Origin of the sequence: Corallococcus interemptor, assembly GCF_003668875.1 — a bacterium.
GTDB lineage: Bacteria > Myxococcota > Myxococcia > Myxococcales > Myxococcaceae > Corallococcus > Corallococcus interemptor.
This window is the reverse complement of record NZ_RAWM01000079.1, coordinates 1-21,528: the sequence shown is the minus strand read 5'-3', so window position 1 is coordinate 21,528 and position 21,528 is coordinate 1. Positions and strand designations below refer to the sequence as shown.

Annotated in this window: 19 protein-coding genes; 8 read left to right on the top strand and 11 right to left on the bottom strand. The window is 71.7% G+C overall.

Annotated features, from left to right (window positions below; all coding sequences use genetic code 11):
* The first annotated feature begins 17 nt into the window (after window positions 1-17).
* Window positions 18-704 (top strand): response regulator, encoded by a 687-nt coding sequence (locus tag D7X96_RS25035; RefSeq protein ID WP_121770898.1) that lies wholly within the window; start codon window positions 18-20, stop codon window positions 702-704.
* A gap of 9 nt (window positions 705-713) precedes the next feature.
* Here D7X96_RS25035 and D7X96_RS25030 read toward each other — a convergent pair whose 3' ends face one another.
* From D7X96_RS25030 to D7X96_RS25020, 3 genes are read right to left on the bottom strand one after another with little or no spacing between them, the layout of a single operon-like run.
* Window positions 714-3,491, bottom strand: coding sequence for a bpX6 domain-containing protein (locus tag D7X96_RS25030; RefSeq protein WP_121770897.1), 2,778 nt, complete (start codon window positions 3,489-3,491; stop codon window positions 714-716).
* Window positions 3,488-5,302 carry an LpqB family beta-propeller domain-containing protein gene (locus tag D7X96_RS25025; RefSeq protein WP_121770907.1) on the bottom strand — a complete coding sequence of 605 codons (1,815 nt, stop codon included), beginning with the start codon at window positions 5,300-5,302 and terminating at the stop codon, window positions 3,488-3,490. Before D7X96_RS25025 ends, D7X96_RS25030 begins: the two co-directional genes overlap by 4 nt.
* The gene (locus D7X96_RS25020; RefSeq protein WP_120548403.1) at window positions 5,299-5,754 is read right to left on the bottom strand and encodes a bpX5 domain-containing protein; all 456 of its coding nucleotides are present in this window, start codon (window positions 5,752-5,754) and stop codon (window positions 5,299-5,301) included. Before D7X96_RS25020 ends, D7X96_RS25025 begins: the two co-directional genes overlap by 4 nt.
* Before the next feature lie 84 nt (window positions 5,755-5,838).
* Between D7X96_RS25020 and D7X96_RS25015 the strand changes: the two genes are divergently transcribed.
* Both D7X96_RS25015 and D7X96_RS39640 read left to right on the top strand, forming a co-directional pair.
* Window positions 5,839-6,309 (top strand): SRPBCC family protein, encoded by a 471-nt coding sequence (locus D7X96_RS25015; protein ID WP_167510876.1) that lies wholly within the window; start codon window positions 5,839-5,841, stop codon window positions 6,307-6,309.
* A 363-nt stretch (window positions 6,310-6,672) separates the two neighbouring features.
* Window positions 6,673-7,044 carry a hypothetical protein gene (locus D7X96_RS39640; RefSeq protein ID WP_147468391.1) on the top strand — a complete coding sequence of 124 codons (372 nt, stop codon included), beginning with the start codon at window positions 6,673-6,675 and terminating at the stop codon, window positions 7,042-7,044.
* 11 nt (window positions 7,045-7,055) lie between these two features.
* Here D7X96_RS39640 and D7X96_RS25010 read toward each other — a convergent pair whose 3' ends face one another.
* The 3 genes from D7X96_RS25010 to D7X96_RS25000 form a co-directional block, all read right to left on the bottom strand.
* Window positions 7,056-7,370, bottom strand: coding sequence for a hypothetical protein (locus tag D7X96_RS25010; protein ID WP_121770895.1), 315 nt, complete (start codon window positions 7,368-7,370; stop codon window positions 7,056-7,058).
* A 48-nt stretch (window positions 7,371-7,418) separates the two neighbouring features.
* Window positions 7,419-7,565 carry a hypothetical protein gene (locus D7X96_RS40055; RefSeq protein WP_158626628.1) on the bottom strand — a complete coding sequence of 49 codons (147 nt, stop codon included), beginning with the start codon at window positions 7,563-7,565 and terminating at the stop codon, window positions 7,419-7,421.
* Window positions 7,566-8,047: 482 nt separating this feature from the next.
* Window positions 8,048-9,199: an AAA family ATPase gene (locus D7X96_RS25000; protein WP_121770906.1), complete on the bottom strand. Its 1,152-nt coding sequence runs from the start codon at window positions 9,197-9,199 to the stop codon at window positions 8,048-8,050.
* A 45-nt stretch (window positions 9,200-9,244) separates the two neighbouring features.
* Here D7X96_RS25000 and D7X96_RS24995 point away from each other — a divergent pair, with 45 nt between their 5' ends.
* From D7X96_RS24995 to D7X96_RS24985, 3 genes are all read left to right on the top strand, one after another.
* On the top strand, window positions 9,245-9,865 hold the full coding sequence (locus tag D7X96_RS24995) for a hypothetical protein (RefSeq protein ID WP_120548399.1): 621 nt from the start codon (window positions 9,245-9,247) through the stop codon (window positions 9,863-9,865).
* A gap of 20 nt (window positions 9,866-9,885) precedes the next feature.
* Window positions 9,886-10,599 carry a YqiA/YcfP family alpha/beta fold hydrolase gene (locus D7X96_RS24990; RefSeq protein ID WP_120548398.1) on the top strand — a complete coding sequence of 238 codons (714 nt, stop codon included), beginning with the start codon at window positions 9,886-9,888 and terminating at the stop codon, window positions 10,597-10,599.
* 63 nt (window positions 10,600-10,662) lie between these two features.
* Window positions 10,663-11,376 (top strand): esterase family protein, encoded by a 714-nt coding sequence (locus D7X96_RS24985; protein ID WP_121770893.1) that lies wholly within the window; start codon window positions 10,663-10,665, stop codon window positions 11,374-11,376.
* Window positions 11,377-11,460: 84 nt separating this feature from the next.
* Here D7X96_RS24985 and D7X96_RS24980 read toward each other — a convergent pair whose 3' ends face one another.
* The 5 genes from D7X96_RS24980 to D7X96_RS24960 all read right to left on the bottom strand — a co-directional run bounded on the left by D7X96_RS24980 (window position 11,461) and on the right by D7X96_RS24960 (window position 19,068).
* Entirely contained in the window at window positions 11,461-12,111 is a 651-nt protein-coding gene (locus D7X96_RS24980) for a LysM peptidoglycan-binding domain-containing protein (RefSeq protein WP_199746936.1), read from the bottom strand.
* Between the two features lie 105 nt (window positions 12,112-12,216).
* Entirely contained in the window at window positions 12,217-13,623 is a 1,407-nt protein-coding gene (locus tag D7X96_RS24975) for an MATE family efflux transporter (RefSeq protein ID WP_121723116.1), read from the bottom strand.
* A 78-nt stretch (window positions 13,624-13,701) separates the two neighbouring features.
* Complete coding sequence (locus D7X96_RS24970; RefSeq protein ID WP_121723115.1) at window positions 13,702-15,849, bottom strand: beta-propeller domain-containing protein; 2,148 nt, start codon at window positions 15,847-15,849, stop codon at window positions 13,702-13,704.
* Between the two features lie 126 nt (window positions 15,850-15,975).
* The gene (locus D7X96_RS24965; RefSeq protein ID WP_233609805.1) at window positions 15,976-17,148 is read right to left on the bottom strand and encodes a TIGR02266 family protein; all 1,173 of its coding nucleotides are present in this window, start codon (window positions 17,146-17,148) and stop codon (window positions 15,976-15,978) included.
* 93 nt (window positions 17,149-17,241) lie between these two features.
* A complete protein-coding gene (locus D7X96_RS24960; RefSeq protein ID WP_121770905.1) occupies window positions 17,242-19,068 on the bottom strand; it encodes an Hsp70 family protein in 1,827 nt (608 codons plus the stop codon).
* A 187-nt stretch (window positions 19,069-19,255) separates the two neighbouring features.
* Here D7X96_RS24960 and atpH point away from each other — a divergent pair, with 187 nt between their 5' ends.
* Together atpH and D7X96_RS24950 are read left to right on the top strand one after the other, a co-directional pair.
* Window positions 19,256-19,798, top strand: a complete 543-nt coding sequence (atpH, locus tag D7X96_RS24955; protein ID WP_120548394.1) for an ATP synthase F1 subunit delta — start codon at window positions 19,256-19,258, stop codon at window positions 19,796-19,798.
* A gap of 155 nt (window positions 19,799-19,953) precedes the next feature.
* Window positions 19,954-21,435 carry a PAS domain-containing sensor histidine kinase gene (locus tag D7X96_RS24950; RefSeq protein WP_120548393.1) on the top strand — a complete coding sequence of 494 codons (1,482 nt, stop codon included), beginning with the start codon at window positions 19,954-19,956 and terminating at the stop codon, window positions 21,433-21,435.
* Window positions 21,436-21,528: the final 93 nt, after the last annotated feature.

Genomic DNA, 21,528 nt, shown 5'->3' with positions numbered 1-21,528 from the left:
GCGGGTCGAATCGGGGAATGGCCCTGGGAGTCCATCACCTGTTGCTCGTCGAGGACGACCGGTCCTGGCGGGAGGGTGTGGACCGGGCGGCGCGGGAAGCGGGCTTCGTGGTGTCGTCCGTGGCGGACGGCGCGGAGGCGCTGGACTGGCTGCGTCATCGCCCGCGCGCGCAGCACCCGGACCTCATCCTGTTGGATCTGGTGTTGCCCCGGGTGGATGGCTGGGAGGTCTACGGCCAGCTGCGCACGGACGCGCGGCTGCGGCACCTGGCGGTGATGATGATGTCCTCGGCGGGCGGGACGCCGGAGGTGCCGCTGCACGGGGTGGTGGGCTTCCTGCACAAGCCGCCCGAGCCGGATGCCCTGGTGCGGGCCCTGTCCGAGCGGCTGCGCGAATTGCCCGGACGCCCGACGGAGCCGCCGCGCCTGCCGTACACGCTGCGGCTATCGGATGAATCGCTCTACGCGCTGCATGCCCTGCCGGCCCCGGTGCGTCACGCGGTGCGCGTGCACCTGTTGCGGGCCGCGGAGCTGTCCGCGACGGAGCTGCCGCTGGCGTCGTCGTGGCTGATGGCGCTGCACAGCGAGCAGCCCTCGCTGCTGGTGACGGTGGAGGGCGTGCGCGTGGTGCTGGAGGTGGATGACACCGCCTGCGCGCTGACGGCGAACATCGTCATCGTGCCCAGCCACCTGCGCTGCGCCTGAGGCGAAGACTCAGACCACCGGCACGCGGTGGACCTCACCGGAGTGCAGGTCCAGCCACACCACGCGGCCGAACAGGTCGTGGACGACGCACCAGTCCTCCGTGAGGCGGACGACCTGGGGTGGCGTGCCGGAGAACTCCACCGTGGCACGGGCGTGGTTGGCGCTGTCTCGCAGGACAGCCGTGTGCAGTTCGTCCTTCTGGAAGCGCGTCACGCGCCAGGAGTTCGTGCGCACTTCGCCCACGCGATTCGAGTCATGAAAGGTCGGGAGGTGGAAGCGCCGGGTGACGACGGGGGCCAGGTAGGGCCAGGGGCCGAGGTCGAGCTCCTCGGAGACGACGATGCGTCCGACCATCGCCTCACCGTCGGGCGTGAGCGCGAGCGAGGCCGGTGACTCCCGCAGCGATTTGATGTCCTCGCGCCCGCGCAGGACAGGGCCGCCTGGCAGTTCGTAGCACCAGCGCTCCACCCGCTCGAAGACCTGGGCCGGGGTGAGGTGCAGGACAAGGAAGGACAGGTGCTTCGCGTCCACGGCCATCAGGAGCACGGTGCCGCCCACGTCCGGCACGCGCCACAGCGAGCGCGGCTCGGCGGCGAGCGTGTCCACCATGCTCACGGTGTTGCGCGCGGCGGTGAACCACCGCTCGCCATCGTAGGTGGACGCCCACGCTTCCAGCTCCAGGTCGCACCAGTGCGAAGCCCGGCGCTCCATCAAATCCAGACGCGACACACGCCAGGGGTCGCCCCGGCGCGCGAGCGCGAGGGCGCGGTTGCCCTGTTCGGACAGCACCAGGGAGAACGCCGGCACGTCGAAGCCCGCGAGCGTGCGTCCGTCCGGGCCCACCAGCCGCGCGCCCGCCTCTCCCAGCGCGAGCAGCACGCGCCGGCCCGGCAGCACCACGGCGTCATGCACGGCATGGGCGCCCGCGTGGCTGCGGTCCATCCACACGCGCACGTTCGGCAGGTCGGGCGACGCGGCCCAGGACTCCCGGGTGGAGGGGCGCGGTGTCGGCAGGTCCGTGCGCAGCGCGGCCAGTGCCGGATCCTTGAGCGCGTGGAGCTGCTGGAGGAGCTTCGCGTTGGACGGGAGCCCTTCCACCGCCTCGTCACGCATCAGCGCGCGCACGGTGGGGACCAGGAGCGCGCTCCGGGCATCGGAGGTGCTCTCGCGCAGCAGCTCGGTGGCGAAGGACAGGCGCTCCGGAGCGCGCAGGGGCGTGTCGTCCGACAGCAGGGTCTGGATGTCCTTTCGCGCGGCACCGAAGCCGTCCGGAAACCCGAGGGCCAGGCGCGCCAGGAGCTTCGCGCCGCCCATGCCACCGGCCTGGATGCCCCGCTCCACCCAGGCGCGCGCCACGTGCCGCGCGGAGGCCACCGGCCATGCCGTGTCCACCGCGCGAGGCCAATCTCCGGCCTCCGCGAGCGATTCCGCCCACAAGAGGCGCAGGGCCTGGGCCTGCGTGGGATGGGTCTTCTCCAGGCGCAGCACGGCGTCCGCGAACACACCCGAGCGCCGCGCGATGGCCACCGCGCGCTCCACGTCCTTCGCGAGGAACCACTGGCGCACCACGAGGCCCGGCGCGAGGTTGCGGCCCTCGGCGAGCTCCGCCGCGAGCAGGAAGCGGCCGTGGCGCTCCAGGAAGGACACGGCTTCTTCCGCCGCGTCCAGCAGCTCCGCGAGGACGAAGGCGGCCTCGTCGATGCGGCCTTCGCGCTCCAGGCGGCGGAAGGTCTCGCGGTAGCGCTCGCGCAGCGCATCGAACACGGCGGGACCGCCGCCGAAGGTTTGCGCGGCGCCACCGCGTCCACGGGGCTGGATGCGCAGCGTCTCACGAGGACCGGGGACCCCGAGCGCGAGCTTCGCGCGGGCATCCAGGTCCTTGCCCAGGGGGATGGCGTGGCGCAGGGCTTCGTCGAGGTTGCCCTCTTCGAAGAGCTCGAAGAGGTGGCGCAGGTAGTCGCCCTTGCGTTGGCCCACGAGCTGCCCCAGGAGCGTGTTGCGGAGCATCCACTCCTTGAGCTGTTCGAGAGCACCCGGGCCTTGGGGTTCGGCGGGCTGTGCGCTGGTGCCCGAGGTGGATGCAGCGTTCGTGGTCACGGAGAACATGCTCCGCACCCAGTCGAGCCATCCCGCGCGGCGTGGGGCCAACGTGCTTCCCGGTGCGCCTTCCGTCTGTGGGCGGAAGGCCCGACGCAGCCGCGCGAAGAAGCCCTCGCGCACCGCAGGGACCTCCCGCCCCGCCATGCGCGCCAGCATGCGCTCCGCTTCGGGCGCGAATGCGGGCACGCCGGGCCCGAAGCGCTCACGCGTGGGTGGAGGCACGGGCTCCAACGCGACCTTCACGGGTGGCGGCGGCGCGCCCAGCCCCTTCACGCTCACGTGCCTCCACTCCGACACGTCCAGCCATGCGCCCGGATCCACCTGACGCAATTCCCAGGGCCCGTACATCCGCGCGATGCCCGCGTGCACCAGCACGACGGCGTCCACCGGGGGCGCCAATCGCTCGCGCTCCTTCGGGCTCAGCGGCGCGCTGGTGAGCACTCCGGACTCCAGCACCAGTGGCAACCCGGGCGCGGACTCCACGGCGCACAGGCCGGGCGTGGCCAGCTTCAACAGGTGGCCTCCCGCCAGCGCCCAGACCGTGGCGCCGGGCCTCCAGGCTTCCAGCACGCGGCGGCGCGCCTCGGCCTCGCCCAGGATCGCCGGGTGGAACCAGTACGCCGCCACCTTCACCGTGCCCCGGTGGACCTGGACCCGAGGACGCACGGCCTCCAGCGCGGGGCTCACGGCGTGGCCTCCGGCACGGAGCGGTACAACACCGTCTGCTCCATCAGGTCCCACAACACGAACTCTCCCGCCCGCGTCAGCCATCCGAACACCGGCTGCCCATGGCTCGCCGAGGCCTGCACCACGGGGCCGCTGGCCACCGCGAGCGTCCGGGGTGCCTGCCCCGAGAAGAAGTGGAAGGAGCGTTGATCCGGATGCAACGCGACCAGGCCGGGCGGGGACGGCGCGGGCGGCTGCACCACGCCCACCACGCGGAAGCCTTCCGGCACGGGGACGACCGTCACGCCCGTGGCCAGGAACAGCTTCCACTCCAGTTCCTTGTCACGCACCGCCAGCAGCCCTGCCTCGGGATGCGCCTCCGACGGCGAATAGCCGAAGTGCGCCTCCCCGTGCCGCGCGTTGATGGGGACGAAGCGGGCCGGCTCCTCGCCCAGCACCTTGAGCCGCGAGATGATTGCCCGCCCCTTGCCCAAGCTCTGGGGCCGCAGCACGCAGAGCGGGCGCGAGCGCACCTCCGCCATGGCGGAGACCGCCTCCTCCTCCTGGATCAGCGCCGAGGTCCCCCCAGGCGACGGAGGCACCAGCGAGAACAACCGTCCCAGGCCGTCCCGCAGCCACACGCGTTCCCACCCGCGCGGATCCACCCAGCTCATGAGGCTCGACGGGGGCGCACCCTCCTCGATGGCGGGCTGTGGGTGGTTCTCCACCGCGTGGTAGCGCGCCCTCCGAAGGCCTTCCGGCGTGCGCACCTGTCCGTGCATCACGTAGCTGTCCCTGTGCCTCGCGAGGACGAGCAATCCACCCGAGGACCGCCATCCCGCGGCGACCACCTGCTGTCCGGGATGCACGAAGATGCGCCGGGGCTTGGGCACGGTGGCGCGCGGAGAGTGCGGCACCGCCAGGGCCTCGACGCCGCCATTCGCGGAGAACAGCAGCACGCGCCGGCCGTCCCCGGCGAAGGCAAACTTCACGATCCGCTGGCCCGCGCCACGCGTCTGCCATTCGGAGGACGCCCGGCTGGAGGCGAAGGGATTGCGCAGCAGGCGCAGACAGTCGTCCGGCGGTGGGAGCTCCAGCACCACCGAGCGCTGCTCCCGGCTCGCGGGCCGCACGTCCACGGCAAGCCGGTGTGCACCGGGCTCCATCGGCTCGGAGACCTCCACGCGGGACATCCCCGCCGCGCCCTCCAGGCAGCCCAGTCGCGAGGAGCCCACGAGCCACACGTCCTCGGGCGCCTGGGAAAGCTCCAGGGCGTCGCGCCACGCGGCCAGGTGGAGCGCGGACGCGGGCGCGTTGGAGCGGGCTTCAAGCCACGCGAGCAAAGACGTGCCGCCCAGCCCCTCATGGGTGGCGCGAGCAGGGCCGGTCTGGAGCGCGCCCCAGGTGAACGCCGCGCCCACGGCCTCCGCGCGGCGCGCGAGCACGACCAGCAACGCGAGGTGCGCGATGCGCGGCAGGCCCAGTTGATCCGGTCCCACGTCCAGCAGCACCACGGTGCGCCGGGCTCCTTGCGGCTGACGGAACGCGGGCTTGAGGAACGACAGCTCGCCGAACGCCGCGCGGCGCACCAGCTCCTCCGGTGCCTCCAGGGCCCAGAGCCATTCACTGACGAGCAGCCGGTCGAAGGGCCCCCGGCGCGCGAGCCCGTCATAGCCCTGGGGTTCACCACCGTCGGCATCACCGCGAGGCCGCAGCGTCCCGACGGCCGCGGACAGCCGCGCCACGTGCTGTCCCAGGTGCCGCGCCAGGTCCTCCGGGAAGAGCGCCAGCTGCGCCGCCCAGGGGCGCAGCGAGGGAGGCAACGCGTTCACGACGCCGCCTCCGGCGGGGTCAACCACGCCATCAGCGAAGCGCGCGCGACAGGCTGGGCCGCCGCGACGGAGACGAGCACGCCAGTCCCCGGCAGCACCGCGAGCGGCGCATGGCCCCGCCCCGCGAGCAGCGCGCGCTCCAGCAGCGAAGGCGCCACATCCGGCTCCAGCGCGCAGGGAAGGAGCAGCGCGGGGGCCAGCGGATCACGTCCCAGGTACACCGCGCCATCCACCCACGGCAGTGAATCCGATGCGCCCAGCAACACGAGCACGTCCGGACCCGCGACACCGGTCCACGACGCGAGCACGGCGTCCCCGGCCCGCGAAGCACGCTGTCCCAGCGCGAGCGCCACGGGCCCGACGCCAGCCACGGCCACGGGCTCCAGGGGAAGGGCCCGAGGCCGCCAGCGCACGGGAAGCCCCGCGACGGCCGGTTCCGGAGGCGGCCTCATGACACCGTTGCTCACCCCCGCACTCTAACCCCAACAAAGCATCGCGCTGTACAGCGCACGAGGACCCCGCCCATGCTCCCGGGCATGAGCACGACCCGGATCCGCCAACACGTGAAGGCCCCCCGCTCGAGCGTCTACCGGGCCCTGCTTGACGCCCGAGCGGTCCAGACGTGGATGGTGCCCGAAGGCATGACGAGCCAGGTGCACGTCTTCGAGCCGCGCGAGGGAGGCGCGTTCCGCATCTCACTCACGTACGACGCGCTCACGGAGACCGGCAAGACGACCGCGCACACCGACACGCATCACGGCCGCTTCGTGAAGCTCGTGCCGGACGAACAGGTCATCGAAACCACCGAGTTCGAAACGGCCAACCCTTCGCTTCAAGGCGAGATGCGCATCACGTTCACGCTCAGCGACGCACAGGACGGAGGCACGGACCTCGACGCCGTGCACGAAGGCCTCCCACCCGGAGTGCCGCCCGAGGACAACGAGCTGGGCTGGAAGATGTCCCTCGCGAAGCTCGCGAAGTACGTCGAGCAGACGCCCTCCGTGTAACGGCCGGGCGAACCGCTGAAGCGATGGAGGCTACAATGCAGCGTCGTGGACGCCTGAAACGCTGGGTGATGGGGCTCGGCGTGCTCGCCGCATCGCCTTCCCAGCTTGCATCCGCGGATCCGCCCTTGACGAAAGCGCCTGGGTGCACCGCCCGAGGATGGCCCGCGACAGTTCCCTGCGGGACCACCGCATGCTTCGTTTCGAGCTGCGGCGAGGGCAAATGTCCCTACTGCTTCGTCAAGGGCATGGAGAATCTCGCCATCAAGGGTTGGGCCGTCTACACATGCATGAACGGTGAAGCCGTCAGCGGGAAGGCCCTGCTGTTTCACACGTTGCCCTTCAACGCGCGGGTGGGACCCTTCTGTGGCTGAAACCTCCTGGGAACAGCAGGCAGCCCTGGTCGCGGAAGCACTCAACCTGCTGACCGTCCTGGCCGCGCCTCGCCTTTATGCTGGATGGTCCACGCAGGCCCCTCCAGCCGCTCTGCGGGAGGCGCTGGACACGCGGCTTCTCGCGCTCGCGGCATTCTGCGAGCAAGCCTCGGGAAGCCCCGACGCGGAGCGGTTTCGAGCCGCGGCGCCGCAGGTACGAGCACTCGCGGACAAGGTGCTCCGGATGCCGTCAGGCAGTCTTTCAACAACAGACTGGCTGCACCCATCCCGCGAGTGCCTGGACGCCCTCGGGTTCCACGCGCCGCCCGAAGGTTGGGACGCCTTCGAGGGATGGCCTGAATGACGTGCATCCCCTCACCGTGACGGTATCTCCCGCGCCGCGACCTTCGGCAGGGCGCGGTACTCCTCCGTCAGTACGAACCCGTCCCCCATGTTGGTGACGCGGGTGAGCGCGTAGAAGTCCTGGAAGCGGTACTCCGCGCTCGCCTGCCTCAAGAGCCCTTGCCGCAGTTCCTCCACACTGCCCTCCCCGTCCCGCTTCACCGGTGGCCCCGCCAGCGTCACGAGCATCGCGTTCGCCGCGCGGAACGTCGCGCTGATGGGCGCTGGATCCACCGCCCGGCTCACGGCAGTCACGGACACCAGCCGGTCGTCCGCGCCGAACGTCACCCACAGGCTTCCCGCTTCAACCCCGGGAACAGCGCCGCCGGCACCTCTTCACGACCCCAGCGCGGGCCGGGCCTGCGCGGGGCTCTCTCCCCGGTGGGCGGCCGCGAAACGCTCTCTCGCGGCCTCCTTCTGCTCGGGGCTCTGCTTCGCGTCGTATCCCAGCGGACATCCCGCGGCGGACGCGGCCTGGGGCATGGACCTCCCCATCCACTTCAACAGCGGCCTGTCCGTGAGCGCCGGCATGTTCTGCGGGCCCGCGTACGTCTTGCCATCCGTGTACTGGATGGATTCCGGCCCGCCATGGGCATAGACGAGGAACGCCGCCAGCTTGCCCTCGAACGTGGCCGCGTCGTCCGCGTACGCCGGGCCCTTGCTGGCGTCACCGATATGGGTGAAGGACTCGCCCAGGTTCGCCGTGCCGCAGATGCCCTTCAGCTCCGTGAGCGTCTTCGCGATGATGGACTTGTTTTGTTGTCGTCATCGTCGCCACAGCCCGCCAGCAGGGCCGCCGAGGCAATGGCCAACGCCGCGAAGGTGTTTCGCATGAGGTGTCCTCCCGTGGATGGAATGCCTCCGGCACGCCACACCGAAGGCGGCCGTCCCGCTGGCAGCCACCCATACGGAGCCCCGCATGCGTTGGATTCCGCCGGATTTCCGGAAAGGACTCCTGGACCGCCTCACGCCGCGCGAGTGCTCGCCTCTTCCAGCACCGCCGCCACCGCGCCGCGCAGCTCACGCAGCGCCTGCGGCAGCGCCTCCGGCGCGAAGCCCGCGTCCATCTCGCGCGCCACGCCCTCCAGCTTGAGCCGCCACGCGGCCACGCCTTCCGCGTCCACGGGCCGTGACTCCAGCAGCGCGTGTCCCGCCTGCGCGATGCGCCGGGCACGGGCCAGCGGTCCCGCGCTCGCCTCCAGCGCCGCGGCCGGCAGCGCCGGGTTCTCCGACGCGGACAACACGTCGCGCAGCACGTCGCGCGCCAGCGCCTGCGACTCCTTCGTGGGCACCGCGTAGACCAACGGCCACAGGTCCGCCACGCCCGGCGTCGCGCGCCCCGCCAGCGCCGCCGCGGCCGCCACCAGCCGCTGCACCTTCACCGCGCGCCGGTCCGACAGCGCGATGCCCGCCGCCCTCAATGTCCGCAGCGCCTGCGCCAGGTGCGGCCGCACCGGCCCCAGGTCCGCGCGCCGCGCCGCCTGCGCCACCACGTCCAGCGACTGGAGCGACGCCACGCGCGGCGCCACGTCCCCCCACAGCGACGCGCCCCCCTCCAGCAGCTCCTCCAGCCGGGGGTCCGGCACCGGCTCCACGAAGATGCGCGCGAGGAACCGGTCCGCGAACGCCGCCAGCGCGTCGTCCTCCGGCAGCGCGTTGGACGCGCCCACGCACACCCGCAGCGGACACTGCATGCGCGTGTGGCCGCGCCGGAAGGTGCGCTCGTTGAGCAGGCCCAGCAGCGTGTTGAGGATGGCGGTGGAGCCCAGGAACACCTCGTCCAGGAAGGCCACCTCCGCCTCCGGCAGCATGCCCGCCGTCTCCGTCTCCACCAGCCCCTCGCGCAGCTTGCGCAGGTCCACCGGCCCGAAGATTTCGGACGGCTCCGTGAAGCGCCCCAGCAGGTACTCGAAGTACGAACCGCCCAGTCCGCGCGCCGTCCTGCGCACCGCCTCGCTCTTCGCCGTGCCCGGCGGGCCCACCACCAGCAGGTGCTCGCCCGCCACCGCCGACAGCGCCACCAGCTCCACCATCGCCTCGCGCTCCACCAGGCCCCGGCTCGCGCCGGTGAGCGCGTCGCGGACCTCGGCCGCCGCGACCTCGAAAGAAACGGACATGCCCACAAGCCTAGCCCCGCCCCCGGTCCGGCATACAGTGGCGGCATGGATACGAAGTGGAAGTGGCTGGCCCTGGCGGGCGTCCTGTGCGCCGGGCCCGCGGGCGCGGACGGGTGGCACGGCTATGCCTCCCTGGGCGCCGGCATCACCCTGGATCATTTCAGCGACTGGCGCGCCAAGGGCCCCGCCCTCCAGGCCTGGCTCGCCGTGGAGACGCCCCCCGGCCTGTCCCTGGGCGTCGTCTTCGAGACCACCCAGACCTGGGGCCAGCAGTTCGCCGAGGCCCGGAACCCGTCCGAGATGAGCCGCGTGCAGCTGGACTACACGGCCGTGGGCCTGGAGGCCCGCCTGCGCTTCCTGGGCGACAAGCCGGTGACGCCGTGGCTGGGCGCGCGCCTGGCCAAGAGCTGGTCGCAGCCCTTCACCCCGGACAGCCTGGGCCAGCTGCGCCGCGAGGACTTCGACGTCACCAGCATGGCCTTCCGTGTCGGCCTGGACGGCTGGATTTCCGACCGGTGGGGCATCTCCGTCGCCACCGCCATCCAGTTCTGCGACGTGAAGTTCACCAAGGCCACGGACGACACCAGCGCCAGCGCGGGGGTGAGCGTGGACATGTGCGCCAAACCGCTCCAGACCATCGTCGCCGGCCCCGTGCTGCGCTTCTAGCGCGGGTACAGTGCGCGCCCATGAACGCGCCGCCGCCCCCCACCTCCGGCCCCCGCTGGCTCTACCTGCACGGCTTCGCCTCCGGCCCGCTCTCCGCCAAGGGCGTCTGGCTGGACGCGTACTGGGCGAAGCAGGGCATCCCGCTGGAGCGCCTCAACCTGCGCGTGCCGTCGCTGGAGTTCCTGAGCCTGCACACCATGCTGGACACCGTGCGGGACGCGCTGGGCACCCCGCACGACCGCGCCGTCCTCATCGGCTCCAGCATGGGCGGGTATGTCGCCGCGCGCACCGCGGAGGCCGACCCGCGCGTGAGCGCGCTGGTGCTCCTGGCCCCCGCCTTCCACTACGTGGAGCAGCTCCAGCGCCGCATGGGCCCCCAGGCCTGGGCGGAGTGGAAGCGCACGGGCTCCCTGGAGACGGACGACCACGCGGAGAAGCGCCGCACGCGCGTGCACCACGGCATCATGGAGGAGGGCCAGCTGATGGACGCGAAGCGCGGCCCCTGGCCCGACGTGCGCGTGCCCACGCTCATCATCCACGGCCGCCAGGACGACACCTGTGACGTGCGCTATTCGCGCGAATGGTCCAAAGGCAAACGCCACGTCCGCCTGGTGGAGGTGGACGATGGCCACGAGCTGACGGCCTCGCTGGAGCTCATCGCGCGGGAGGCGGATGCCTTCCTCGCCCCATGGCGGGGTGTGGAGCAATCCCGGCAGGTGTTCACTGGCGGCTGACCCGAGCACGTCCCGTGTGGCCGCCTCGCTTGCGCCGCGAACGCGCCGGTTAAGGTGGCGGCCATGAACCGCGAATACCACCGCTGGCACAGCCCGCGGCTGAACCGGGACATGGAAGTGCTGCTGTACGGGCACTCGGGCGAACCCGTCATCCTGGTACCCACCAGCAAGGGCCGCTTCTTCCAGGCCGAGGACTTCGGCCTCATCGCCGCCATCACGGATGGCATCAACGCGGGCCGCTACATCGTGGCGTGCGTGGACTCGGTGGATGAAGAGTCCTGGTACAACAAGGACGTCGCCCCCGCCGTGCGCGTGGCCCGCCATGCCCAGTGGGAGGACTACGTGCTGAATGAGGTGGTGCCGCTCGTGCGCGGCCGCGCCTCCGGGGGACGCCTCACGCTCGCCGGGTGCAGCCTGGGCGGCTTCCACACGTACAACGTGGGCCTGCGCCACCCGGACGTCTTCCAGCGCCTCATCTCCATGGGCGGCAAGTTCGAGACGGAGGACTTCCTGGATGGCCACCACGACGAACAGGTGTACTTCCACACCGCGCCGCAGTGGCTGCCCAACCTTCACGACACCGGCCGCCTGTCCGCCCTGCGCCGCGTGGAGATGACCCTGGCCGTGGGCGAGCACGACTTCTGCCGCCCCTCCAACGAGAACCTCTCCAAGGTCCTCTGGCAGAAGGACATCCGCAACGACCTGTCCATCTGGGACGGCGGCACCCACGACTGGCCCGTGTGGCGGCAGATGATCCGCCAGTACCTGCCGGCCTGAAGTCCCCGGTGCACACCGGACATGACAAAGCCTCCGGTCGGAAGGACCCGGAGGCTTTTCGAGAAGCGCCGTGAGGACGGCGGGCTACTCGATGGGCACGAACACCTTGAAGCCGGTGCGGCCGCTGTTCGTCGTGTTGCGCTCGATGAAGTCGCTGGCGGACGAGTGGCCGTCGCCCAGCGTCACCGCCGTGTGGCCGTAGATGCTGCCCAGGCGCGAGGAGGTGCTCTCCCACGTCAGCACGAGGCCCGGAATCTTCAGCGCGTCCTCCAGGGACATGTCCACCTGGCGGAACTTGTCGCGCGGCAGGTTGTTGTCGATCTGGTTGCCGTTGCCCGACACGCCGATGCCCAGCGCGTTGCGGATGGCCCGGCTCACGCCCGTGGCGCACAGGCCCTGGCTGTTGTAGCCGCCCATGCCCATGGCCGCCGCGCGCGCCGCCTCCGCCAGCCGGCGACCCTTCTCGGTCCCGCCGGTGGGGGCCACGCCCGTCGGGCCGCCCACGTCCGCGCCGCCGCCCACACCGCGCCCGCCGCCACCGCCGCGGATGCCCTGACGGCCACCACCCGCGTCAAAGCTGTCACGCCCGGAGTGCCCGATGCGCAGCGTCCGGCCGGAGATGATGAGGTCGGGGTTCGCGATGTTGTTGTCGCGCGCCAGCTTCTGCACGGAGGTGCCGAAACGAGCGGCCAGGCCAGAGAGGGTGTCGCCAGGGCGGATGCGGTAGTTGGACATGTAAGCTCCTGGCCCAATTGTCGGATCTTCCCGGTTGGGGTTGCGTCCGATTCCCAGATTCTTGGACTTTTCGCCCTCACTGCAACTTTGCATCCCGGTAAACGCTCAGCCCTCCAGGGGCCGGAGGGTGCCGGCGCTGACGCGCCAGAAGCGCCACAGCACGGCGGCGGCCACGGTGATGAGCCCGGCGCACAGGCCCCACCAGATGCCCAGCACCCCCATGCCCAGGTGGAAGGCCAGGAACAGGGTCAGCGGCAGGCCCACGGCGTAGTGGCCCAGGATGTTGGCGATGAAGGTGAAGCGCGTCTGGCCGGCGCCGCGCAGCACGCCCGCGCCCACGCCCTGCACGCCGTCGAAGACCTGGAAGATGGCGCTCACCATCAAGAGGGGCAGCAGCAGCGGCAGCACCTCCTCCGGCGCCCCGGCCAGCTTCGCCAGGCCCCGGGGGAAGAGCGCGAACACGAGCCCGCTCAGCGACATGGCCACCGCGGCCAGGGCGAAGGCCATCAGCCCGCTTCTGCGGGCCTGCGGCGTGTCGTGCGCGCCCACGGCCCAGCCCACCCGCACGCTGCCCGCGTTGCCGATGCCCAGCGCCATGGTGAAGGTGAGGCTGGCGAAGGAGAGGGCAATCTGGTGCGCGCTCACGCTCACCGTCCCCAGCTTCGCGGCCAGCACGCCCGCCAGCGCGAAGATGCCCACCTCCGCCCCGATGTGCAGGCCAATGGGCAGCCCCACCCGGAAGGCCCGGAGCTGGTCCGCCTTCACCGGCCTGCGCGACGGCGTGCCCGGCACCGGGATGGCCTGCACCGCCCGCGCGACGATGAGCACCTCCAGCGCCGTGCACAACAGCGTGGACAGCGCCGCGCCCGCCGCGCCCATGGCCGGCACATGGGTGAGCGGCCCCGCCCAGGCGGGGAGGGACGCGCCGCCGAAGACGAACAGCGGCACCAGCATCACGTTGACCAGGTTGGCCAGCACGGCGGACACCACCAGCGGCCGGGGCATCCCGATGGCCTGCAGGTACGCGCGCACCGTGAGGAAGATGAGCATCAGGGGCAGGCTGGGCGCGCGGAAGTGAAGGAAGGCGCGCACCTGGACGATCTGCTCCTCCGCCACGCCCACCCAGGGCAGGCCCGCGGGGGCGGTGATGAGCACCGCCCACAGCACCACGCCCACGAAGGCGGACAGCCACACGCCCTGCCACAGCACGTCCCGCGCGCGGCGCGGGTTGCCGGCGCCAATGGCCTGGGACACCAGCGGGTCCACGCCCATCATCAGCCCCATCCCGAAGCTGCTGACGGCGAAGAAGAGGGCGTGACTCAGGCCCACCGCCGCCAGGGCGGACGTGCCGGCCCGGCCGACGATGAAGGTGTCCGTCACGCTCATCAGGGACTGGCCCGCCTGCGCGATGCACAGGGGAATCGCCAGCCGCAGCAGGGCGCGCAACTCCCCCCGCGCGCCCTTGGCTGGGGGGGAGGATGACACGGAGGGCTCGGCGGCTTCGGGCGGCATGACGGGCCTATAAGGAAGGGATTGCGTGGGTGCAAGCGACGCAATCCCCGGCCCCGTCTGACCGCCTGCCCCGCCGTATCAGGGCGTGCTGACGGGGAACGGCACCGTGACGAGCGGCGTCTGGAGGCTGTCCACCCTGGACACGCGCACCCCCGCGTCGCTGATGGCGTAGACGTAGTCATCCGCCATCACGCTGCGGCGCACGTCCGGCGTGTAGTAGTAGGTCCACTGCGGCATGCTCACGGTGCGGAACAGGTCCGACATGGGCACCGAGCCCACCGGCGAGATGCCCGCCGCCAGGTCCACGCGGAACACGCGCAGCTCCGTGCGGAAGTTCTGCCAGTAGTTCTCATACGACGTGTAGTACCGCGAGTAGTCCGTGAACGGGATGGCCACCAGCCCCTTGGCCGCGAAGTAGTTGAAGGCCTTGTGCTCGTACAGGGCCTCGCTCCAGCCGTAGGCCTCGCCCACCAGCTGCGTGGCGACCTCCTTCGGGTTCGCCAGGTCGCCCACGTCGAAGAGGGACAGCTTCAGCGCGCTGGTGCCGCAGCAGCCACCGCCGGGGGGCGGCTCCGTGTGGATGCCCAGGGTCAGCAGGTGGTGGTCGCCCACCGGGTGCATGTACGTGGAGAAGCCGGGCACCTTCAGCTCGCCCACCTTGCGCGGGTGCGCGGGGTCGCTCAGGTCGAAGGTGAAGAGCGGATCCACCTGGAGGAACGTCACCACGTAGCCGCGGTTGCCCACGAAGCGCGCGCTGAAGATGCGCTCGCCCTCGGCCAGGTCCTCGCTGCGGCCCAGCTCCGCCAGGCGCCCGTTCTTCACGCCCAGCGTCGTCACGCGGCTGGCCGTGGTGGTGCGGCCCCACCACCAGTCCTCGTGCTCCGGCTCCGGGATGCGCGTCGTCACCGTGGTGGCCATGCGCAGCACGCCCTCGTGCTCGTCCAGGGCGAACTGGTTGATGGGCATGCCCTCCACCGTGCCGGAGCCCACGTACACCGCGCGGCCCGGCTGGCGCAGGTCGAACTTGTGCAGGTAGGTGAAGTCCTTCTGCCCGGGCTCCGCCCACCACCAGTAATGCGCGTGCGTCAGGTACAGCGACTCCTTGGACGCGTAGATGGTGCCCGGCTCCGCCACCAGGCTGGTGCGTCCCGGCGCCGCCGTGCGCGCGTCCAGGTCCAGCGACGCCACCGTCACGAAGCCCAGGGCGGACGGCGCGTTGCTCCGGTAGAAGTCACCGCAGGACGTGGGCAGCGACGTCTGCACGCCCTGCGCGTCCACGTGCCGGCCCGCGGGCAGCCACTTGTCCAGCGTGTTCGCGCGGATGCTCTTCTCGTTGCTCTTGATGAGCGCGTCGATGGCCTGGGTGAGCTTCCCCTCGTCCTTGTAGAGGTCCTCCGAGTAGTCCACCCAGAACTTCACGTCCTCCGGCCAGCGGAACGAATCCGACAGCACCAGCCGCACGTTGCTGTCCACGCGGCGCGCCTGGTTGAAGACGCCGGGCAGGTAGACCTGATCCACCACCGTGGGGTGCGCCACGTCGGACACGTCCACCGTCGTCACCTTGGTGCTGTCCGCGTTGAAGTACCCGCAGCCAAAGCCGTAGCAGGCCATGTCCATCATGGGGACCATGCCGCCGTACATGCCCCCGGGCTTCGCCGGGTTGCCCGACAGGGACTGGTCCACCTGCGAGATGATGACCAGCCGGTCGTGCTCATCGAGCAGCATCTCCCGGGGCCAGCCCTCCACCTCCAGCGTCGCCGCCAGCGTGAGCTGCTCCGCGGGCCACGAGCGGTGCGCGAACAGCCGGTTGCCCGACAGCACGAAGATGCGCGTGCCGTCGTTCTGCACGAAGTCGGACTCGTGCACGCCCTCCACCTGGTTGTTGGTGCCGGTGGAGTCCTTGGGCGCGCTGCCACCCGACGCCCCGTTGCCGCTGCCCGCGGACGCGTTGTCCTCCGTGGGCATGGGGCCAAAGACGCCGCCGCCGCGGCCCCGGCCGTAGCGCTCCCAATAGCCGGGCTTCTGCTGCTCCAGGCTCGCGCGCATCTGCTTCGTCGCGGAGTCCTCGATGTAGCGCTCCAGCGCCTGGCAGTCGTTGAACGTCTCCAGCTTCAGCGACTGCTGCACGGGTTCGTTCTCCAACCCGTCCGGGGTCTTGCCCCCACCGTCACCACACCCCACCGCCAGGAGCGTGAGCCCCACCGTTCCGAAAAGACTGATGCGCATGCGTGATGCCTCCCTCGAAAGCCTCGCGGGGCGCTGCGCTCTGCCACGCGCATGCCAGGGCTGTATCACGTCCGCACTGTCTGTGATTGCGGGGGGTTGCGCCGCTCAAGGGGGCGCCCGGCGCTCTCAGAAACCTGAGGCGCGCACGGCCCCGGCGGGGGGAAAACCGAGGGTCTGGGGCACGAAGCGCACGAAGCGCTGCTGCAGCTGCGCGTCCATGCCCTCCAGCCGCAGGCCCATGCCGGTCTGCGAGCGGAACGCGCTGCCCATCCCGGGCGGGTTGCACCACGCCACCACCGCCTGCGCCTCGCAGGGCGTGCGCTGGCCGGCCATCACCAGCCGCAGGGACAGCCGCGAGCCCTCGCGCGCGGGCGTCAGCGTGCGCACGAAGAGGCCCTGGGGGCTGGCGTCGTGGCTGAAGCCGCTGAGCGTGGGGCCGCCAGGCGTGTTGAACTCCACCACGGTGAAGAAGGGAACGCGCTCCGCGGCCCTCAGGGGCACGGTGCCGGGCGACAGGCGCGCCATCACCATCGCCAGCAGCTCGTCCGCGCCCAGCTGCCGCTTGAGGAGCAGCGGCGCGCCGCACAGCTCCTGCGCGCGCTCCAGCACGTCCGGCGCCTCCTCCACGCGCGACATCAGGACCAGCGGCTTGCGAGGGAACTGCTCGCGAAGGCGCGTGGCCAGGGCCAGGGCCTCGCGCGGCAGCCGCGACACGTCCACCACGAAGCCGTCCAGCCGGTCTCCGTACGCCACGGCCTGCGCGGCCGCGTCGTCCAGGTCCTTGGCGTAGAGCACGTGCAGCCCCTCGTGCTCCAGCGCTCCGCCCAGGAAGGTGTGCAGGAAGCGGCCGCCCTCCACCAGCAGCACGCCCCTGCCGCGCGGCGGGCCCGTCCAGGCGCGCTCGCGCGACAGCCGCACCGCGGCCACCTTCGCCGCCAGCGCCTCCTGGCTCACCGGCTTGGGCAGGAAGTCGTCCGCGCCCGCGCGCCCGCAGTGCATGACCTCATGCGGTTCATCCGCCGCGGTGAACATCACCACCGGCACGTTGCGGCCCGCCGGGTGCGCCTTGACCATGCGGCAGGCTTCGTCCCCCTGGAGCTTCTCCAGGTGCAGGTCCATCAGGATGAGCGCCGGCGTGCGCTGCGCCAGCTCCGTCAGGCACGCCTCCGCCCCCTCCAGCCCCACCGCGTCGCAGCCCATGCGCGACAGGTGCAGCCGCATCACGTCCCGCGCCGTCCGCGAGTCGTCCACCACGAAGACCAGGTCTCTCGGGCGGGGAGAAAAGCCGGGGGTCATCATGACTCCCGGAGATACGCGGACTCCGCGAAAGGCACCACGCACGCGGCGCCACAACGTGCGCTGGTGGACGCCTCGTCCGTGTGCCGCGGGACGTCAGCCGCGGGGCTCGGCGCGGCCGGACAACAGCTTCGTGAGCTGACGGGCAATGAGGGCGCACTGCGCGGCGTCACCGGCGGCCAGCGCGTCCTTGCCGCCCACCAGCAGCTGCTGCACGGTGCCCACGGCCGTCTCGGCCTCCGGGCTGGGGTTCTCCCGGGCGCTCTGCTGGAGCAGGCGCGCCAGCTTCTCCCCGCGCTCCAGCAGCTTGCGGAAGGTCTCCTCCGCCTTGCGCGCGTCCACCACGCCCTGCGCCTGGGCGTAATTGGACTGCTCCTGGCCCAGCTTCTCCGCCTCGCCCTGCGGCAGGCCGGCCCGGGCCTCCAGGCGCACCAGATCCATGTTGCCGGAGGTCAGGTCGGTGGCCTTCACCGCGAGGATGCCCTCGCCGGACAGCTCGAAGACGACCTCCAGGGGCGTCTCCCCGCGGTTGGCGACGTGCAGGTTCTTGAGCACCACCTCGCCCAGCTTGTGGTTCTCGTCCTGGAACTCGCTCTCGCCCTGGTACACGGGGATGCGCGCCTCGGACTGGCCGGAGGTGCCGGGGAAGAAGATGTCCCGGGCCACCACGGGCACGCCCGTGTTCTTGGGGATGAGCCGCTTCACGCGCCCGCCCATCACGCCCACGCCCAGGCTCTGGCTGGCCACGTCCAACAGCAGCGCCTGGCCCGCCTGGCGCACCAGTTCGTCCGCCTGCACCGCGGCGCCCAGCGCCACGGCCTCGTCCGGGTGCACGTCCGTGGAGGGCGCGCGGCCGAAGAAGTCCGCCACCAGCCGGCGCACCAGCGGCACGCGCGTCATCCCGCCCACCAGCAGCACCACGTCCACGGAGCGCGGATCCATCCGCGCCTCCGCCATCACGCTCTTGCAGACGTCCAGGCAGCGGCGCGACAGCGGCTCCGACAGCGTTTCGAAGAAGCTGCGCGTGAGCGCGGTGTTGATCTCCGTGAAGCGCTTCACGCCCGCGGTGTGGTCCCCCAGGCCGGACACGGAGATGGTGGCCTCTTCGTTGTCGGTGAGCTCGCGCTTGGCCGCCTCCGCCGCCACCTTCAGGCGCCTGAGCGACTGCGCGTCCTTGGAGACCGCCTCCTGGAAGGAGTCCTCCACCTGCGCCAGCAGCCACTGGACGATGCGCTGATCGAAGTCCTCGCCGCCCAGCGCGTGGTCGCCGCCGGTGGCCTTCACCTCGAAGACGCCCGCCTTCACGTCCAGGATGGACACGTCGAAGGTGCCGCCGCCCAGGTCGAACACCAGCGCGCTGCCCTCGAAGCCGCGCGACAGGCCGTACGCCAGCGCCGCTGCGGTGGGCTCGTTGACCAGCCGCACCACCTCCAGCCCCGCGATGGCCGCCGCTTCCCGCGTGGCCTGACGCTGGTTGTCGTCGAAGTTGGCGGGGACGGTGATGACGCACTTGCGCACGTCCCGCCCGAAGTGCGCCTGCGCGTCCAGGCGCAGCTCGCCCAGGATGAAGGCGGACACCTGCGTGGCGGGCAGCACGCGGCCGGACAGCTTCACGCGCACGTCGCCCGTGGGGCCGGCCACCAGGGGATACGGCACCACCGCCTTCGCCTGCTGCACCAGCTCCGGCGTGTAGCGGCGCCCCAGGAAGCGCTTGGTGGCCCACACCACCGCGTCCGGGTGCTCCTCCCCCAGGGCCTGGGCCGCCTGCCCCACCAGGCGGTCGCCCGCCCGGGTGAGGCCTACCACCGAGGGCGTGAGGCGTCCTCCCGAGCGCGAGGGGATGAGGCGCGGACGTCCGTCTTCCACGGTCGCCACGACGCTGTTGGTGGTGCCCAGGTCGATGCCAATGACAGGTTCTTGCATGGCGAGGGTGGGGCCCACGCTATGGGTAAGCGCCCACTTCCGCCAAGTCCTGTCGCACCCAGGGCGTCCGTTGCCGGGCGCCGGCCTGCCTCCAAGGACCTCCGGAGGCCCCGGACGGCCACGGCGATCCAGCGCGGCGCCGGCATCATTGCCGCCAGGAACGCCCCATGCTAAGGGCGCCAGCGTCATGGTGAACGTCTCCATCGCCCGCCGCTACGCCCGCGCCATCCTCGACGTCGCAGCGGAAGGCAACCGCACCGACGCCGTCGCCGAGCAGCTCAACGCCTTCGCCGCCGTCGTGGGCCAGAGCCCCGAACTGTCGGACGTGCTGCTCAACCCCGCCTACAGCCGCGCCCAGCGCAGCCGCGTGGTGGAGGCCCTGCTCCAGGCCATGCCCTCCCCCGCGGAGCCCGCGCTGGCCAACGCGGTGCGCCTGCTGGTGGACCGCAACCGCCTGGGCTACCTGCCCGACATCGCCCGGCTCTACCGCGACATGGCGGACGCCCGCGCGGGTCGCGTCCGGGGCCAGGTCACCAGCGCCGTGCCGCTCTCCGCGGACGCCGTCGCCCAGCTCCAGCAGTCGCTGCAGCAGCTGACCCAGCGCAGCGTCGTGCTGGAGACCAGGGTGGACCCGGCCCTGCTCGGCGGCGTGGCCGCCCAGGTCGGTGGCACCCTCTACGACGGCACCCTGCGCACCCAGCTGGAGCAGCTGCGCCGCGAGCTGAAGTAGCTTCGAGCCTGGGCCTCACTCCCGGTGCGGCCAACGCGCCGGGTTGTCCGGGTTGCCCCGCAGTCCTAGCCAAACCTGTATTTCCCGTTGGCTCCGGGAATGGGTATACTTCTCACTAACGCGGACAAGCCCGCGTTTTCCGAGACGACCCGCCCATGCCGCAGCCAGTGTTCCAACGGCTTCCCGGAGCCCTTCCGTCCCCGGGGGTTCCCGAGGAGACCCTGCCCTTCCTGGGCGCGTTGCTCAACGCGCCGGGTTGGGGGGTGGCGCTGGTGGACGGAGACTCCCGCCTCGTCTGGATGAACGACCTCTTGGGGGCGCTGTGCGGCCGCCCGTCCGGGCTGTGCGTGGGGCGCTACCTGTCGGAGGCGTGGCCGGGCCTGGCGCCCCCCCTGTCACCGCTGCTCGCGCGGGCGCTGTCCGGTGAGCGCGTGGCGGAGGAGCTGGTGTCGGGCCGCTTCGGCGAGGTGGGCACGCTGCGCCACCTGACCGTGAGCGCGATGCCGGCGGGTTCGGCGGGGGTGCTGCTGCTCGTGCGGGACAGCTCCGCGCGCCTTCGCGAGGAGGCGGCGCTCCGGGCGAGCGAGGAGCACATGCGCTCCATCGTGGAGATCTCCTGCGACGGGTACTTCTTCCACGACCGCGGTCAGTTCCTGGAGATCAGCCCCGGGCTGGGGCGGCTCTTGGGCTATTACGAGACGGCGGAGCTGATCGGCCGGAACATCCTGGACTGCGTGGCGCCGGAGTTCCGCGCCCCCGCCCGGGACGTGATGGAGCGCGGCGTGGAGGCCCCGTACGAGCTGGCCGTGCTCCACCGCGACGGCCGCCGCATCCCCGTGGAGGTGATGGGCCGGTCCGCCACCTTCCAGGGCCGCGCGGTGCGCATGGGCGCGGTGTGGGACGTGAGCATCCGCAAGGCCGCCGAGGAGCGCCTGATGCGGATGGAGCACTTCCGCGACCAGTTCCTGGACGCGGCGGGGGACGGCTTCAAGGGCCCACTCCAGACGCTCCAGTGCGACGTGCTGGCCCTCCAGCACGCTCCGGCGATGCCGGAGGCCCTGACCGAACAGGTAGGGCGCGTGGGCCACGGCGTGCGCCGCGTGGAGCGGCTGATCCGCCAGCTCCTGGATTTCACCCGCGCCCGGCTGTCCAACGGCCTGCCGGTGCACCCCGCCCCCGTCCACCTGGGGCAGCTGGCGGAGCGCGTGATGGCGGACCGGCAGCGCGCCCACCCGGGCCGCGACCTGCGGCTGGTCACCAGCGGCGACCTGAAGGGCACCTGGGACAGCGAGCGGCTCTTCCAGCTGATGGACTCCCTGGTGGGCAACGCCCTGCACCACGGCCCGGTGTCCTCTTCCGTGGTGCTCCAACTGACGGGGCGCTTCGACGGCGTGACGGTGCAGGTGCACGACCCGGACTGCCGGGTGCCGCCGGAGTACCAGGGCACCCTCTTCGAGCCGTTCAAGCACCGCGCCCTGTGCTCCGCGGACGACGGGCTGGGGCTGTCGCTCTTCATCGTGCGGCAGATCGCCCTGGCCCACGGGGGGCGCATCTCCGTGGAGTCGGGCGCGGCGGACGGCACCCGCTTCGTCGTGTGGCTGCCCCGCGAGGACGGCCCCTCCGTCTCCGGCGGCTGAGGCCCCGAGGCGAAGGCCTCCCCTGCTTCCAGGCGTCCGGGCCCCCTCATGTCCGGGGGGCCGGCTTACGTGCGCGATAAAGGGGCGCGGGGG